This window comes from Paraburkholderia sp. RL17-373-BIF-A, from assembly GCF_046030175.1.
Classification (GTDB): Bacteria; Pseudomonadota; Gammaproteobacteria; order Burkholderiales; family Burkholderiaceae; genus Paraburkholderia.
In genome coordinates, this window is the sequence record NZ_JARESO010000027.1 from 90,836 (window position 1) to 104,435 (window position 13,600).

11 protein-coding genes are annotated in these 13,600 nt (G+C 60.3%); 8 read left to right on the plus strand and 3 right to left on the minus strand.

The genetic code is table 11. From position 1 onward, the window contains the following. Position 1: 1 nt before the first annotated feature. On the minus strand, positions 2 to 937 hold the full coding sequence (locus tag P0D80_RS29015; protein WP_408288679.1) for a LysR family transcriptional regulator: 936 nt from the start codon (positions 935 to 937) through the stop codon (positions 2 to 4). Between the two features lie 183 nt (positions 938 to 1,120). Here P0D80_RS29015 and gtdA point away from each other — a divergent pair, with 183 nt between their 5' ends. The 5 genes from gtdA (at position 1,121) to P0D80_RS29040 (ending at position 5,359) form a co-directional block, all read left to right on the plus strand. Further along, positions 1,121 to 2,167, plus strand: a complete 1,047-nt coding sequence (gtdA, locus tag P0D80_RS29020; protein WP_408288682.1) for a gentisate 1,2-dioxygenase — start codon at positions 1,121 to 1,123, stop codon at positions 2,165 to 2,167. 71 nt (positions 2,168 to 2,238) lie between these two features. Next, complete coding sequence (locus tag P0D80_RS29025; protein WP_408179179.1) at positions 2,239 to 2,937, plus strand: fumarylacetoacetate hydrolase family protein; 699 nt, start codon at positions 2,239 to 2,241, stop codon at positions 2,935 to 2,937. Positions 2,938 to 2,970: 33 nt separating this feature from the next. Then, entirely contained in the window at positions 2,971 to 3,612 is a 642-nt protein-coding gene (gene maiA / locus P0D80_RS29030; RefSeq protein ID WP_132379286.1) for a maleylacetoacetate isomerase, read from the plus strand. Positions 3,613 to 3,639: 27 nt separating this feature from the next. Continuing rightward, the gene (locus P0D80_RS29035; protein WP_408288686.1) at positions 3,640 to 4,845 is read left to right on the plus strand and encodes a 3-hydroxybenzoate 6-monooxygenase; all 1,206 of its coding nucleotides are present in this window, start codon (positions 3,640 to 3,642) and stop codon (positions 4,843 to 4,845) included. A gap of 229 nt (positions 4,846 to 5,074) precedes the next feature. Continuing rightward, entirely contained in the window at positions 5,075 to 5,359 is a 285-nt protein-coding gene (locus P0D80_RS29040; protein WP_408179181.1) for a DUF4148 domain-containing protein, read from the plus strand. A 133-nt stretch (positions 5,360 to 5,492) separates the two neighbouring features. Here P0D80_RS29040 and P0D80_RS29045 read toward each other — a convergent pair whose 3' ends face one another. After that, positions 5,493 to 8,231 (minus strand): winged helix-turn-helix domain-containing protein, encoded by a 2,739-nt coding sequence (locus P0D80_RS29045; RefSeq protein ID WP_408288690.1) that lies wholly within the window; start codon positions 8,229 to 8,231, stop codon positions 5,493 to 5,495. A gap of 425 nt (positions 8,232 to 8,656) precedes the next feature. Here P0D80_RS29045 and P0D80_RS29050 point away from each other — a divergent pair, with 425 nt between their 5' ends. The 3 genes from P0D80_RS29050 (at position 8,657) to P0D80_RS29060 (ending at position 11,468) form a co-directional block, all read left to right on the plus strand. Further along, positions 8,657 to 10,039 carry a sensor histidine kinase gene (locus P0D80_RS29050; RefSeq protein WP_243658285.1) on the plus strand — a complete coding sequence of 461 codons (1,383 nt, stop codon included), beginning with the start codon at positions 8,657 to 8,659 and terminating at the stop codon, positions 10,037 to 10,039. A 379-nt stretch (positions 10,040 to 10,418) separates the two neighbouring features. Continuing rightward, complete coding sequence (locus P0D80_RS29055; protein ID WP_132377129.1) at positions 10,419 to 11,060, plus strand: response regulator transcription factor; 642 nt, start codon at positions 10,419 to 10,421, stop codon at positions 11,058 to 11,060. 42 nt (positions 11,061 to 11,102) lie between these two features. Further along, entirely contained in the window at positions 11,103 to 11,468 is a 366-nt protein-coding gene (locus tag P0D80_RS29060; RefSeq protein ID WP_408179184.1) for a response regulator, read from the plus strand. Between the two features lie 30 nt (positions 11,469 to 11,498). Here P0D80_RS29060 and P0D80_RS29065 read toward each other — a convergent pair whose 3' ends face one another. Next, on the minus strand, positions 11,499 to 12,869 hold the full coding sequence (locus P0D80_RS29065) for a sensor domain-containing diguanylate cyclase (protein ID WP_408288739.1): 1,371 nt from the start codon (positions 12,867 to 12,869) through the stop codon (positions 11,499 to 11,501). Positions 12,870 to 13,600: the final 731 nt, after the last annotated feature.

Consider the following 13,600-nt stretch of genomic DNA (forward strand, 5'->3'; position numbering starts at 1 on the left):
CTTAAGCGGTGTGCCATTCTTCCATATGCGGATCGGCGAAAGCGCGCAGGCTTTCCAGTGTCATGGCCACCGCGGCGCGATTGACGTTCTCGGCGTGCCAGTAGACCGAGACCGACCCGAAGCCTTCGAGTTCGATAGGCAGAATACGAAGGGCGTTTAACTGCTCGAATCGGAGCGCGGCCCGATGCGATGCGACGCCTACCAGTTCCGTGTTGTTCAGCAATGTCAGGTTGAGAATCGAGGAATTCGATTCCACGCAATGATCTGGCAGCGTGCGTCCTTCGGCCGTCAGCGCTGCTTCCAGTGCCGTTCGCACCGGTGTTCCCTGTGGCCAGACGATCCATGAAAAACCAAGCACGTCTTCCCACGTGAGCGTCGACTTGCGGGTGAGCGGGTGCTGCGGTCCCGCGACGAAGTTGATCGGCTCCGTGTAAAGAGTCTGCGTCTGCAACTGCGGATCGTCGTACTGCTGGCCAGACCGGCCGACGACGATATCCAGCTCGCCGCGCACCAGCTGCGGCATCAGCTGGTTCATCGTGCTCTCGACGAGTCGCACCTGCGCGCGAGGCATGCGCTCCAGAAGCCGGGAGACGGCGAGGGGCACTGTATCGGCCGCCGATACGCCCGACGTTCCGATGCTCACGAGGCCGCTACCGCCTTCACGCATTGCCTGCATGTCGTCGCGCGCAACGTCGAGGCGCGCTTCTATGCGGCGCGCGTGTTCGATCAGCGCCTCGCCATACGACGTAGGCCGCAAGCCGCGCGCGTGCCGCTCGAATAGCGGCAGGCCGACATCCTCCTCCAGTTCCTTGATCCATTTCGACAAGGCCGGCTGCGTCGTGTTGAGCGCCGCCGCCGACTGGCTCAGATTGCCTGTGCTCGCGAGGCTCAGCAGCACCTGCAGATGCCTCAGACGAAGACGGTAAGTCCAGTCCATCGCCTAATCCTCTCGTCAGATTCCCGTTGCGGTTGCGCAGATATACCCGAAACCATATGGGCTAGATGTTTTTGCCATTTTACCGAGTATAGCTTTGTCGCATATAAATAATGCGGAGGGTCGACAAGAGCGACGCGTGACCCGCGACGCGCCTGACCCACGAGACACCGAAAGGAGACGCGAATGACCAACAACGCTCCGGGCGCATCGCGCGCGGCCTATTACGAGCAAATCGCGCGGCAGCGCATGTCGCCGCTGTGGGAATCGCTGCACAACCTCGTGCCGAAGACGCCGCAACCGAAAGCCCAGCCTGCGATCTGGAAGTACGCGCAAGTGCGCGACCTCGTGATGCAGGCCGGTTCCGTCATCAGCGCCGAAGAGGCCGTGCGTCGCGTGCTGGTGCTCGAAAATCCCGGCCTGCCCGGCAAGTCGAGCATGACGCCGAACCTGTACGCCGGATTGCAGTTGATCCTGCCGGGCGAAATCGCGCCGAGCCATCGGCATACGCAATCGGCGCTGCGCTTTATCGTCGAAGGCAAGGGCGCGTGGACAGCCGTCAACGGCGAACGCACGACCATGCATCCGGGCGACTTCATCATCACGCCGTCGTGGACGTGGCACGACCACGGCAATCCGTCCGTGGAAGACGGCGGCGAACCCGTCGTATGGCTCGACGGCCTGGACATTCCGCTCGTCGCGCAGATGGACGCGGGTTTCGCCGAGAACTATCCCGAGGCGACGCAACCGGTTTCGCGCCCGGAAGGCGACAGCTTTGCGCGCTTCGGCCACAACATGGCGCCCGTGCGGCATCGCGTGACCGATCCCACCTCGCCGATTTTCAGCTACCCGTATGAGCGCAGCCGCGAAGCGCTCGACGCGCTGTTGCGCAACGGCGAACTCGACGAATGGGATGGCGTGAAGCTGCGCTACGTGAATCCGGCGACGGGCGGCTGGCCGATGCCGACCATCGCGACCTTCATGCAATACCTGCCTGCGGGCTTCAAAGGCCGCACATATCGCAGCACCGATGCAACCGTGTACTGCGTCGTCGAAGGCAAGGGCGCCGTGAAGATCGGCAATGACGAATTCACCTTCGAGCCTCACGACGTGTTCGTCGCGCCGTCGTGGGCGCCCGTGCAATTGTCGGCGGCTGCGGAAAGCGTGCTGTTCAGCTATTCGGATCGTCCGGTGCTCGCCGCGCTGAATCTGCTACGCGAAGAGCGCAGCTAACCGTTGGCATTTTCTTACGCGCGCCGCCGGCGCGGCGCGTGCTCAATCCTCTTCTCCGAGTCGAATTCATCATGGCTTTTGTATTTCCTCCCGAAGCTCCGATCGCCGTTCCCGTCGCTGGCAGCGATGCTCAATTCGCGGTACGTCGCGTCTATTGCGTGGGCCGCAATTACGCGGCGCACGCACGTGAAATGGGCTTCGATCCCGATCGTGAGCCGCCGTTTTTCTTCTGCAAGCCCGCCGATGCCGTCGTGCCCGTTGCTGATGGCGAGACGCTAGAACTCGCGTATCCGTCGCAGACGCAGAACTACCACTACGAGGCCGAACTCGTCGCGGTGATCGGCAAGGGTGGCTCGGATATCGCCGTCGAACAGGCGCTCGATCACGTATGGGGCTACGCGGTTGGCCTCGACATGACGCGCCGCGACCTGCAGATGAAGATGCGCGAGATGGGCCGTCCGTGGGAAATCGGCAAGGCCTTCGACCGTTCGGCGCCGATCGGCCCGATTCATCCCGCCAGTGCGGTCGGCCACTTTGAAAGTGGCGGCCTGTGGCTGACGGTCAACGGCGAGACAAAGCAGAAGAGCGATGTGTCGCATCTGATCTGGTCGGTGGCCGAAACCGTTGCGGACCTGTCTAAGTACTTCCGCCTTGAACCGGGCGATGTGATTTTCACGGGCACGCCGGAAGGCGTCGGCTCGGTGAAGTCGGGCGACACGATGAAAGTAGGCGTCGAGCGTCTGGGCGAAGTGACGGTACGCGTGGCCTGATACAGGTAATCTGCATTGGACGGAGATCTACTCGTGCAACTCCATAGTTTCTTCAACAGCTCGACCTCGTACCGTGTGCGCATTGCACTCGCGCTCAAAGGTCTCGCGTACGACACGTTGCCCGTGAATATCCGCATCGGCGAACATCGCGCGGCGGACTACGTGGCGAACGTGAATCCGTCGGCGTCGGTGCCGGCGCTCGTCGACGGCGATTTCAAACTCGGCCAGTCACTCGCGATCATCGACTATCTCGACCGGACGCATCCCGAGCCACGCCTGATTCCGCTCGAACCGGTGGCGCGTGCGCGCGTGCTCGAATTCGCATCACTGATTTCGTGCGACATTCATCCAGTCAACAACCTACGCGTGCTGCGCTATCTGGAAACGGAACTCAAGGTGACGCCACAGCAGAAGACCGCGTGGTATCGACACTGGATTGCTGAAGGGATGGCCGGTGCCGAGCGCATGCTTGAACGCAGCAATGAAGGCCCTTGGTGCTTCGGCGCGCAGCCGACGCTCGCTGACGTGTCCCTCGTGCCGCAGATCGCCAACGCGCTGCGCATGGACTGCGATCTGAGCGCCTATCCGCGCTGCCTCGCTGTGTATGAACACGCGTCGAAACACCCGGCATTTGCTGCTGCGCAGCCGCAGCGCCAGCCGGATTACATTGCTTGATGGCGGGGCAATCATGGGGAGACAGTCATGAGTGAGACAGACAAAGGGCGCCGCGTGCTCGTGATCGGCGGCGGAATTGGCGGCCTGGCCGCTGCGCTGGTGCTGGCGCGTCAGGGCATTCGCGTGCAACTGCTCGAGCAGGCTCCGGAAATCCAGGAGATAGGCGCGGGCATCCAGCTGGCCGCGAACGCGTTCAATGCGCTCGATGCGCTGGGTGTCGGCGAGGCGGCGCGTGGCCGCGCCGTGTTCACCGACTATCTGAGCCTGATGGACGCGCTCGACGCGAAGGAAATCGTGCGCGTCGACGTCGGCGCGCCGTATCGCGAGCGCTTCGGCAATCCGTATGCGGTGATTCATCGCGCGGACATCCATCTGTCGATTCTCGAAGCCGTGAAGGATCATCCGCTGATCCAGTTCCGCACGAACACGCAGGTCTGCACTCTCGATCAGGATGCAGACGGTGTGACCGTCACCGATCAGCATAGCGAGCGCTACAGCGCGGACGCGGTGATTGGTTGTGACGGCGTGAAGTCAGCGATACGCAAGGCGTTGATTGGCGACGAGCATCGCGTGACGGGACATGTCGTGTATCGCGCAGTCGTCGATGCCGAGAACATGCCCACGGATCTGCAAATCAATGCGCCTGTCGTGTGGGCGGGTCCGCATTGTCACCTTGTGCACTATCCGCTGCGCGGCGGCCGGCAGTACAACCTCGTCGTCACGTTCCATAGCCGCGAAAAGGAGGAATGGGGCGTGCGCGAAGGCAGCAAGCAGGAAGTGCTGTCGTACTTCGAGGGCATCCATCCGCTGCCGCACCAGATGCTCGACCGGCCGACTTCCTGGAAGCGCTGGGCCACGGCGGACCGCGATCCCGTGGAACGCTGGAGCGACGGGCGCGCCACCGTGCTCGGCGACGCCGCGCACCCGATGACCCAGTACCTTGCCCAAGGCGCCTGCCAGGCGCTTGAAGACGCGGTCACGCTCGGCGCGGCCGTTGCCGCGACCGACGGCGATTTCGAAGCCGCGTTCAAGCTGTACGAGACCGCACGTATTCCGCGCACGGCACGCGTGCTGTATTCGGCGCGCGAAATGGGCCGCATCTATCACGCGAAGGGTGTCGAGCGTCTGGTGCGTAACTCGCTTTGGGTCGGCCGCACGCAGGAGCAGTTCTACGACGCGTTGGCGTGGTTGCATGGCTGGCGCGCGGAAGATTGCCTGAAGGGCGTCCTCTGAGGATAAGGGTAGCTGTGCACCAAGATCGAGGTCTGCGGAAAAGACACGATCGGTTCTGTGTTGGAATACCAAAAGTGATGAGATCGTTTTTTTGATTGTGTGCGCCGATGCAACGGTGAATTGGCAAAATTGGTACTTACCCTAAGTGCGTCTCCCTCTTAGACTGTTTTCAGCCGTGGCAGAAAACCCGTGTGGTCCTGCCACCAACCAATCTAAGAGGTACGAAGTCATGAAGTCGTTCACCAAGGTTGTTCTCGTTGCGGCGCTTGCCGTTGTCCCTCTTGCATCGTTCGCACAGTCAAGTCCGTCGCTGACCCGTGCGCAAGTGCGTGCCCAGTTGGAACAGCTCGAGAAAGCGGGTTACAACCCACGCGATTGGGTTCATTACCCGGAAAATATCCAGGCTGCTGAAGCGAAAGTCGCGGCACAGAACACCGCAGCGCAAGGTGCGGTATCCGGGTATGGTGGTGATGTGGATGGAACGTCTCGCTCGGGGCGAGCAGATGGACTCTGAATAGGAAGCTGTATCGGGACTGAGGCGGCGCAACCTCAGTTCCGGAATTCCTCGGTTCGTGGCGGCATGGTCCCTGGCTGAGCCCGGCAAGTGCGTTAGTCCACATACCGTGAGCGGCCCCTCGGCACGCGGCCTAGTATGGACCCACGAGTCCGAGGTCCCGCGCGTGTGCAACGGCTTGAGCTCGCTTATCGACGCCGAGTTTCATGAAGATGCTCTTCATATGAGATTTGACGGTTTCAGCGCCAATTCCAAGCGTATTTGCGATTTCCTTGTTCGACTGTCCTCTCGCAATCAAGTCGACGATTTCGCGCTCCCTTGAGCTCAGTGATCCGCGCTCCGTGTCGCGCTGACGGTTGCCGCCGGGCTGATAGAGTGTCCGCCAGCCATGGAGCAGATGATTGGCGTAGGCGATCGTCTCGTTCGTTTGCGCCGTATTGTGCGCGTCGTCGTAAACGGCGTGCAGCAAGTCGCCGATGTCCGGGCCCACATCGAGAATGGATTGGTACACCCCTGCGGGCGCGGCGATCTTCAGGACTTCGCTAAAGACCTCGATCGCACGGGTGCGTTCGTTCGCTGCCAGCCAGACGAGCGCAAGCATGGTTCGCAAACGTATCGCGAGGAAATCTCCATGTCGTCGTTCCGTGCTCTGCAGCGCGGTGCTCAACAGCGCAGTGGCCTCTTCGGTCCGGTGCTGAGCCGCGGCGACAGAGGCCGCCCCTAGTGCACGATAATCCTCGATCTCGAGCGAGATGGAGCGTGAAGAATGGGAATGGGAGTGCGCCACCTGATCGAGTTGGGCGACGCACACAGCCGCCTCGACCGTCCTGCCTTCCACAAGATAGAGCCGTATGCGTTCGACCAGGGCGGCGGCGGTCATGCGTTCCCATCCACGTGCGCAAGCCAACGCCTGCGCGCGATCGAGCAACGCATACGCCTGCCTCATGTCCGAACGCGCGACTGCGATGCGGATGAGGACGCGATAGGTGATCAACACGCTATCTAGCAAGACCGCCACGTCGATAACGGGCATCAGTCCGGCAACCAGCGTTTCAGCCTCGTCCAGTCGGCCGTGTTCGTACCAGATCTGTCCGATCATCGGTGCGCATAGTGCTACCGAGATCGAATCGGGACCGGCTTCGCGTTCGGCCAGCTTCATCGATTCCGTGAAATACCGTTCTGCAAGCTCGAAGTGCAACTGTTGCATCTCCGCGTGTCCCAGCAGGCACAGCCGGTAGACGGAAGAATAGAGGTTGCGTTGATTTTCTTCGATTGAATAGGACATCCACGGCGTGGCGTAAAGCGCTTCGAGGTTGCCGGCCTTCCAGTGCGCGAAGCGCACGACGTTGGATGCCACATTGGTCGTCCAGATATTGGCGGATGGTCGCTCGAGGCATGGCTCGGCAATAGCGAGCGCCGCTTCAGGGTCGTCCTTCAGTGCCGCGACGACCGAACGGATCGCCTGGCATTCCCACCGGATGTCTTCGGGCTCGGCGCCGGTCTGGGACGGGATATCACGTTCGACCGTATCCAGCATCGCGAGCGCCTCGTCGAAACGCAACGCGAGCGCCATTCCCCAGGCGATCGCCAGCGTAACCCTCACCTGTGCACCGGCCAGACCCACGGGGAAGCGGCGCTGCAAACCGAGCAGCGTGAGCAGATCGCCTTTCTTGACGAGTGCCATCGCGCACTGTTCCATGAGACGGATCGCGTTATCCGTGGTGCCCGCGGCGATCGCATGTTTGACTGCCTCCGTCCACAGCTCCTGGCCGCCATACCACCCGGACGCGCGGCAATGCAATTCCGCCACCTCGTCGGCGTGCTGTGCGTCGAGCTTCGCTCGCAGGTACTCGCCCATCAGATGGTGATAGCGGAACCATTTTCCGTCGCAGTCGAGCGCTTGCAACAGCATCTGCCCCTCGGCGATGTCGTCCAGCATGCGCTGGCTAGTGCGCAGGCCCGTTACCGCCTCGCAGAGCGGCGCGCTCAATCGATCGAGTATCGACGTGCGCAGCATGAACCCGACTATTTCGGCGGGCAGCCGCTCGAACATGTGTTCGATATAGGCGGCGAACGGCCGCGACGTGCCAGACGGCGCACCAGGCTCCTTAACGCCTTGGCATTCCTTGCGCGAGAGCATGGACATCGAGATGCGCAGCGCCGCAGCCCAGCCCTCTGTGCTCGCAAAAAGCGTCTCGATGCGGGAAGCGTTCAGCACGCCGGGCAATGCGTGTTCGACGAAGCGCTTCGTTTCGTCGAAGTCGAAACGTAACGCCGACGCATCGATTTCCAGCAGATCGTCTCCTGCTCTCATCCTCGCGAGCGGCAGCGATGGTTCTGTGCGACTGCAGAGAACCACATGCACATTCTGCGGTGCCTTTTCAATAAAGAACGACATCGCGTCGTGCACCGCTTGAAGGGTGACCACGTGATAGTCGTCCAGAAACAGGACGACCTCGTCGTCGACTTCGACAAGCTCGTTGATCAGCGTGGAAACGACGGCGTGCAGAGGGACGAATGCGGCGTCGGCAGTCAGGCTGATCGCCGCCGCGCCGACATTGCCGCAGGCATGCCACAACGCATGCGCCAGGTAATTTACGAAGCGTGCGGGTTCGTCGTCCTCGGCGTCGAGCGACAACCAGGCCACCCGCGCACCGTTCGCGCGCAGCCGGTCGAGCCAGATGAGCGCCAGCGAAGTCTTGCCGAATCCGGCGGGCGCTTTGATCACGGTGAGACGTTTGCTCGCGGCGCGCTCAGCCAGACCGACGAGTTGCGGACGAACGATCAGATCCACCGGCAAACGCGGCGGAACGACCTTCGTTGCAAGGAAAAGATGCGGCCCGATCGTGGACGTTTCTCCAACCACACGCATTTTTCAGTCACATTGTTTTTGGGGTGGGCGTGCTTGCCGCCATCCCCCATCTATTGAAGCGTATCCCCGGTGTTGGGGGATGGCGGGCATCTCCCCTGTATGGGGGATGGTGGGCCGCGCCGCGCCAGGAGATCATGCGTCCACCGGGTTGGGATCGAAGCGCGCCCCCTGGAGAAGGCAGCGCGCTTGTCGATCACTGCCGGGCGGCTCACTGGCGCTTCGCCGGGAACGACTCGTTTTTTGCCACATGATACGCCGCCTCGAATCGCATTGCAGAGTGCCAGGCGGGAACCGGTCGGCGCGCAGCCGTCAACATCGCTGCGCCGGCGTTCCTTGTCAGTCGAAATCGCGCGCCTGCTACTGATAGATATATAGCCGTGTTAGCCAAAGTTCCAAAGATCAGCAATCACTTGCGGGAAAAAACCGTGTCCATCGCAGCCGATCTGACGCTTGTCGTCGAACGCACGCTTGCGATACTGACCCAGTTCGATGGATACAAATTGCTCGCGCCGGCAGCGAAACGGGACGTTCACGAATCCGTCGCGCTGTCGGCCAAAGTATGGTTCGAGACGCTGTTGTCGGGCGAACCTCCATCGGCACAGGACATGGACGCTTTCCGGGAAATCAGCCAAAGACGTGAGCATCAGCGCGTGCCGCTGCAGAGCCTCCTTCAGGCGCTGCGCCTCGGGTTGCGCGAAACCTGGAGCACGTACATCGCGTTGGGCGAGTTGGACGAGCGCATTGCCAAGGAACTTCTGGCCGACGTCTCGCTGTATCTGCTCGATCATTTCGATTTCATTGCGCAGATCATTGTCCGGGCCTATCTGGCTGAACATTATCGGCAACCGCGGTGGGCGGAATTGGCCATCGCAATCGAGGAGGGCGCGCGCCGATCCGAAAGTGTACGGCACCATCTCGTCGCGCTCCTCGAGCAGTTATCGGATGAGCCGGACCTGCTATCAAGGCTCGAAGTCGGCCACGCTCGAGAGCAGCGCGGTACTGAAGCGGCCGGCGCGCAGGTGATGAAGTTCTTCGGCCTCGACGTCGATATCGATGACGGCGCGGAACTGTCGAAGGCCTTGCACGATGCGCAGGAGCAACTCGCGCAGGCGTCGAGGCTCGCGGCCGTTGCCGAGCTGTCCGCCTCCATCGCTCACGAACTCAATCAGCCGCTCCAGGCCATCGTGGCGCATGGGCGCGCATGCGTGCGATGGCTCGCCGCAACGCCGCCCAGGATCGACGAAGCCAAATATTCGGCCGAGCAGTTGCTCCGCGACGCGAATTCCGCAGCGGACGTGGTCAGCCGCATTCGGGCGCTCTTCAGGCACACGGCTCCACAGAAGGTCGAACTCGATATCAACAAGCTGATTCTTCAGGTATGCACGCTGATGGCCGACGACATCCAGCGCAGCGCGGTTTCGCTCGAGACAATATTGGGCGAAGACGTGTCGAAGATCAGCGCGGACGCGGTGCAGATCCAGCAGGTGATCGTGAACCTCGTGCGCAACGCGATCGAAGCGCTGGCGGCAACGGAGGAACGGCCGAGGCTGCTAGTGATTCGCTCGCGTCGCGATGCGGACAACGTGGTGGTCGACGTGGAGGATCATGGTTCGGGACAGGTGGACTTCAAGAAGATCTTCGAGCCGTTCTTCACCACGAAGGAAACAGGAATGGGCATGGGGCTGGCAATCTGCCGGTCCATCATCGAGGCACACGCGGGCCGGATCTGGGCCGTGCGCAATGTGTCCCGCGGCGTAACCTTCAGCTTCAGTCTTCCGATAGAGCGGTCGAACGCGACAGCACGTTGACGAGGGTGGGCGGTATCGCCGGTCGGCTCGTCAGGTAAGCCTTTCCACCTGGGCATTCATTGACCAGCGCCCGCATTTGCGCAGCCAGACCGTGCGGGGATGGTTCAGGCACACGTCAACGCAAGGACGTTTGCAGATCATTCGTGACAGACCTTGTGGGCCATTTCGCAACGGGTGCCGAGCCTACAACTTCATTTTGGGCGCTGCCATTACATATTCATGTGATGCACAACACAGCCGTCCGTGGTCTCATGTGACGTTTCCGATGGCAATGGTTTTTTTGTCGGCACGACCGCGCGAGACGGACATTAAGCGGGATTATCGTGGCCCGGCTGTGCCGAAGTTAGGAGGGACTTTCACCTAACCACCGAGGGGTTCCATGGAATCCGCAAGCGAATTGGTCTACGTGGTCGACGACGAAAAACGGGTGCGGGAAGCACTCTCCGCACTGCTGCGCGCAAACGGAAGAAACGTTCAGGCATTCAGCTCCGGTGGAGAGTTTCTGGACACGCCGCGTCAAAAAAATGTCGTTGCATGTCTGATCCTGGATATGCGCATGCCAGACATGAATGGCCTGGAAGTCCAGAAGCTGGTACGCACGGACTCGCGAATTCCTGTCATTTTCATTACGGGAAGAGGAGATGTGCCGTCCGCGGTCCTTGCCATGAAGGGCGGGGCAGTTGATTTCCTCACCAAGCCCGTCAATGAAGACGCATTGATGGGCGCGGTCGATGCGGCTCTCGCGAGAGCATACGTGCTTCGCAAGGAGGCGGAGGACGCGACGACACTCTGGGCTCTCTATCAATCGCTGACGCCTCGCGAGCAGGAGATTTTGCCGTTACTCGCAAGCGGTCTGCTCAACAAGCAGGCGGCAGCAATTCTTGGCATCACCGAATACACCGTGCAGGTACATCGCGGCCACATCATGAGAAAAATGCAGGCGGATTCATTTGCTACTCTCGTCAGGCAGGCCAGCAAACTGCAACTCGAAGCATCGCTGACAACCACGTCCGATGTCTGAGGTCGATTAATTCTTCGTGAGAAGCGATGAGCGGAGAAAAAAATGCCCACGCCTCCGGTTCGGACCGTCGCCATAATTGATGACGACCGGCGCGTTTTGACGTCTCTTGCGAACCTGCTTGCGTCTGGCGGGTATGGAGTACGAGTCTACGAATCGCCACTGGATTTCTTTTCCGATGGTTGCTCCGGTCTGGTATGCGTTATCACGGACTTGGGAATGCGGCCCATTGACGGTATTCAAGTACTCGAAAGAACAGTTCATTCGAACGCGCTTACACCCGTCATCATCATCACCGGGAACTCGAGCGGGCATACGGAAGACTACTATCTGCAAAGAGGCGCCTTGGGTTTCTTCAGAAAGCCTGTTGACGGCGACGCGTTGCTGGACCTGCTGGATAGTATCGCTTGAGCAGTTGGCCCTGAAACAGACAGTCGCGCTTCACGGCAGCGACGTGACGGACTGAACCCGATTACGTCCTGCACGTTTTGCGTCGTAAAGCGCGGCATCCGCTGCGTGAACGAGTGCGCTGGGCGTGCCCAGTGTGTTTGGGTCAATAGTCGTCGCGCACCCGGCGCTGATGGTGATCTGACCGGCGGGTATCGGCGCTGTCAATCCTAAGTCCATGACTGCGAGCCTGGCCTGCTCGGCAATCGCCGATGCCTCGCTCAATCCCGTGTCGGGTAACACGAGCGCAAACTCTTCACCGCCGTAACGGGCGACGAAATCGCCTGGCCGGCGCGCGGTTCCTGCCAGCGCGCCCGCAATCACCCTAAGGCAGGCATCGCCACGAAGATGACCAAAAGCGTCGTTGTAGTCTTTGAAATTGTCGACATCGACCATGACGAGCGAGAGCGGCTGACGGTTGCGCGTCGCACGCTCGAATTCCCTGCGAAACTGGTCGTCAAAATAGCTACGGTTATAAACGCGGGTCAGGGCATCGCGTATGGAGGTATGCAACAGAGTCGTGTGCGCCTCGGACAGTTTGCGATAGAGAACAGTGACTTCCCAGACCAGGACGCAGACCAGGACGCCGGGAGCCAGCATGCTGAAGACCCGTGCGACGTACCAGCCGAGCGTGAACTGAACGATGCTCAGCAGATTCAGGGTAGCGTCCACGAACGACGCCAGCAGAGCGATGGTGATCCACAGATCGAGCACCGTCCGCAGTCGCCCTTTTATCAAAACGACGACGATCGCCAGAACGTCGAGCGAGCAGATAACGACCGCGGTTCGGCCGCCTGAGAGCACGCCCGTTTCGGGCGCCATATGAAAAGGCGCCGACAGATCCGCATAAACAGCGAGGACGCCTAGCGCGGCGGCAAGCGCGGTTGGAACACCGATCAGCGCCCAGGTCCAGAAGTCGATATGAGGCAGTTCGATCGACTTGCCCGGAAAGCGGTCGCGAATGAGCGCTGCCACAATGACGAGCAGCGGGAATCCCGCATGCCAGAAAACCCACATCCACGCCGCACTGTAAGCGCCGGCACCGAACAGGCCAGTGCGCGTGAAAATGCCAGGGAACATCAGCAGTTGCAAAGCGACGGTGATCGCCGTGAATGCGTATGCGCCACCGAGCGCGCCGATCATCGGTTGTTGCGTCACGGCAAAGCGGGCGCCGAGAAGGAACGCGGCGATTCCCGACATGGTGAACACCGTGAGTGCGCACATCGGCATGAAGGAAGTGATTGCCGGCAACGTCTGGTGCGCGCGCGGACCCGCGATCACGAAGGTGAGCAGAACAAGCGACGCAAATGTACCTGCGAAAACGGCCTGTTTGCGTGTTGCCGGCCCGATAAGCAAGCTGTCCATTCTGACCCGTTTGGTTGATGTTCTGTCTTCTGGGTGTATCGGCGTCGCTAACCATCCAATCTGTATGTGTGCTGGACGGTAGAGTGCGGAGTGCGCTGCTGACGGAACATATTGTCCTACATATCCGCTCCGACGAAAGGCTTTCAGCTTATTCAGTGCGGGCTCGCACTCATCACAACCCGAGCACAATCAAGGCACAACGCGCCCGGTTGATCCGCTTTGCATCGATGCCCGATAGCCAAACGTCAAACTGTGCTAATCGACTGAAATTGTCTCTCTTTCAATTGGGAATGTGATTTTCCTTACCCGCCGAACCAGCGCCTGAGTGAAACGATTTTTTTTGATGGCAACGCCTTTCGGAATTGGTCTGAACATTGAATTTCCTGTTGCCATCAACCATACTGAGTCGCATAACAGCAATTTAGACGCAATCCGGCTATCGGCCGCTCAGAGTGCCGAGGTTCTGTAGGAGGCCATCGAATACCGGGGGCATCAGGCCCGCGGGACGGGCATTTCCGTTCGTACGCGAGGGTGCGGTCTGCGCTTTCGCTCTTCAAAATCAGACAATCCGATTCCCTTCATTGGAGTCTGGGAGAGATTTTGTTTTTTGGATTCTGATTTAGCGGGAATGTTAAATTTTTAAATAAAAGTACGTTGGGTTTTATTTCAGTCTTTTACTGAAAGGGGTTCCTTTTTTTATTAAAAATGGCTGGTTAAGCCAAGGCGCATAA

Excerpts from the sequence above, each read along its gene's own strand:
- P0D80_RS29015 (WP_408288679.1), bottom strand. The coding sequence starts at position 937 with ATGGACTGGACTTACCGTCTTCGTCTGAGGCATCTGCAGGTGCTGCTG.
- gtdA (WP_408288682.1), top strand. The coding sequence starts at position 1,121 with ATGACCAACAACGCTCCGGGCGCATCGCGCGCGGCCTATTACGAGCAA.
- P0D80_RS29025 (WP_408179179.1), top strand. The coding sequence starts at position 2,239 with ATGGCTTTTGTATTTCCTCCCGAAGCTCCGATCGCCGTTCCCGTCGCT.
- P0D80_RS29035 (WP_408288686.1), top strand. The coding sequence starts at position 3,640 with ATGAGTGAGACAGACAAAGGGCGCCGCGTGCTCGTGATCGGCGGCGGA.
- P0D80_RS29040 (WP_408179181.1), top strand. The coding sequence starts at position 5,075 with ATGAAGTCGTTCACCAAGGTTGTTCTCGTTGCGGCGCTTGCCGTTGTC.
- P0D80_RS29045 (WP_408288690.1), bottom strand. The coding sequence starts at position 8,231 with ATGCGTGTGGTTGGAGAAACGTCCACGATCGGGCCGCATCTTTTCCTT.
- P0D80_RS29055 (WP_132377129.1), top strand. The coding sequence starts at position 10,419 with ATGGAATCCGCAAGCGAATTGGTCTACGTGGTCGACGACGAAAAACGG.
- P0D80_RS29060 (WP_408179184.1), top strand. The coding sequence starts at position 11,103 with ATGCCCACGCCTCCGGTTCGGACCGTCGCCATAATTGATGACGACCGG.
- P0D80_RS29065 (WP_408288739.1), bottom strand. The coding sequence starts at position 12,869 with ATGGACAGCTTGCTTATCGGGCCGGCAACACGCAAACAGGCCGTTTTC.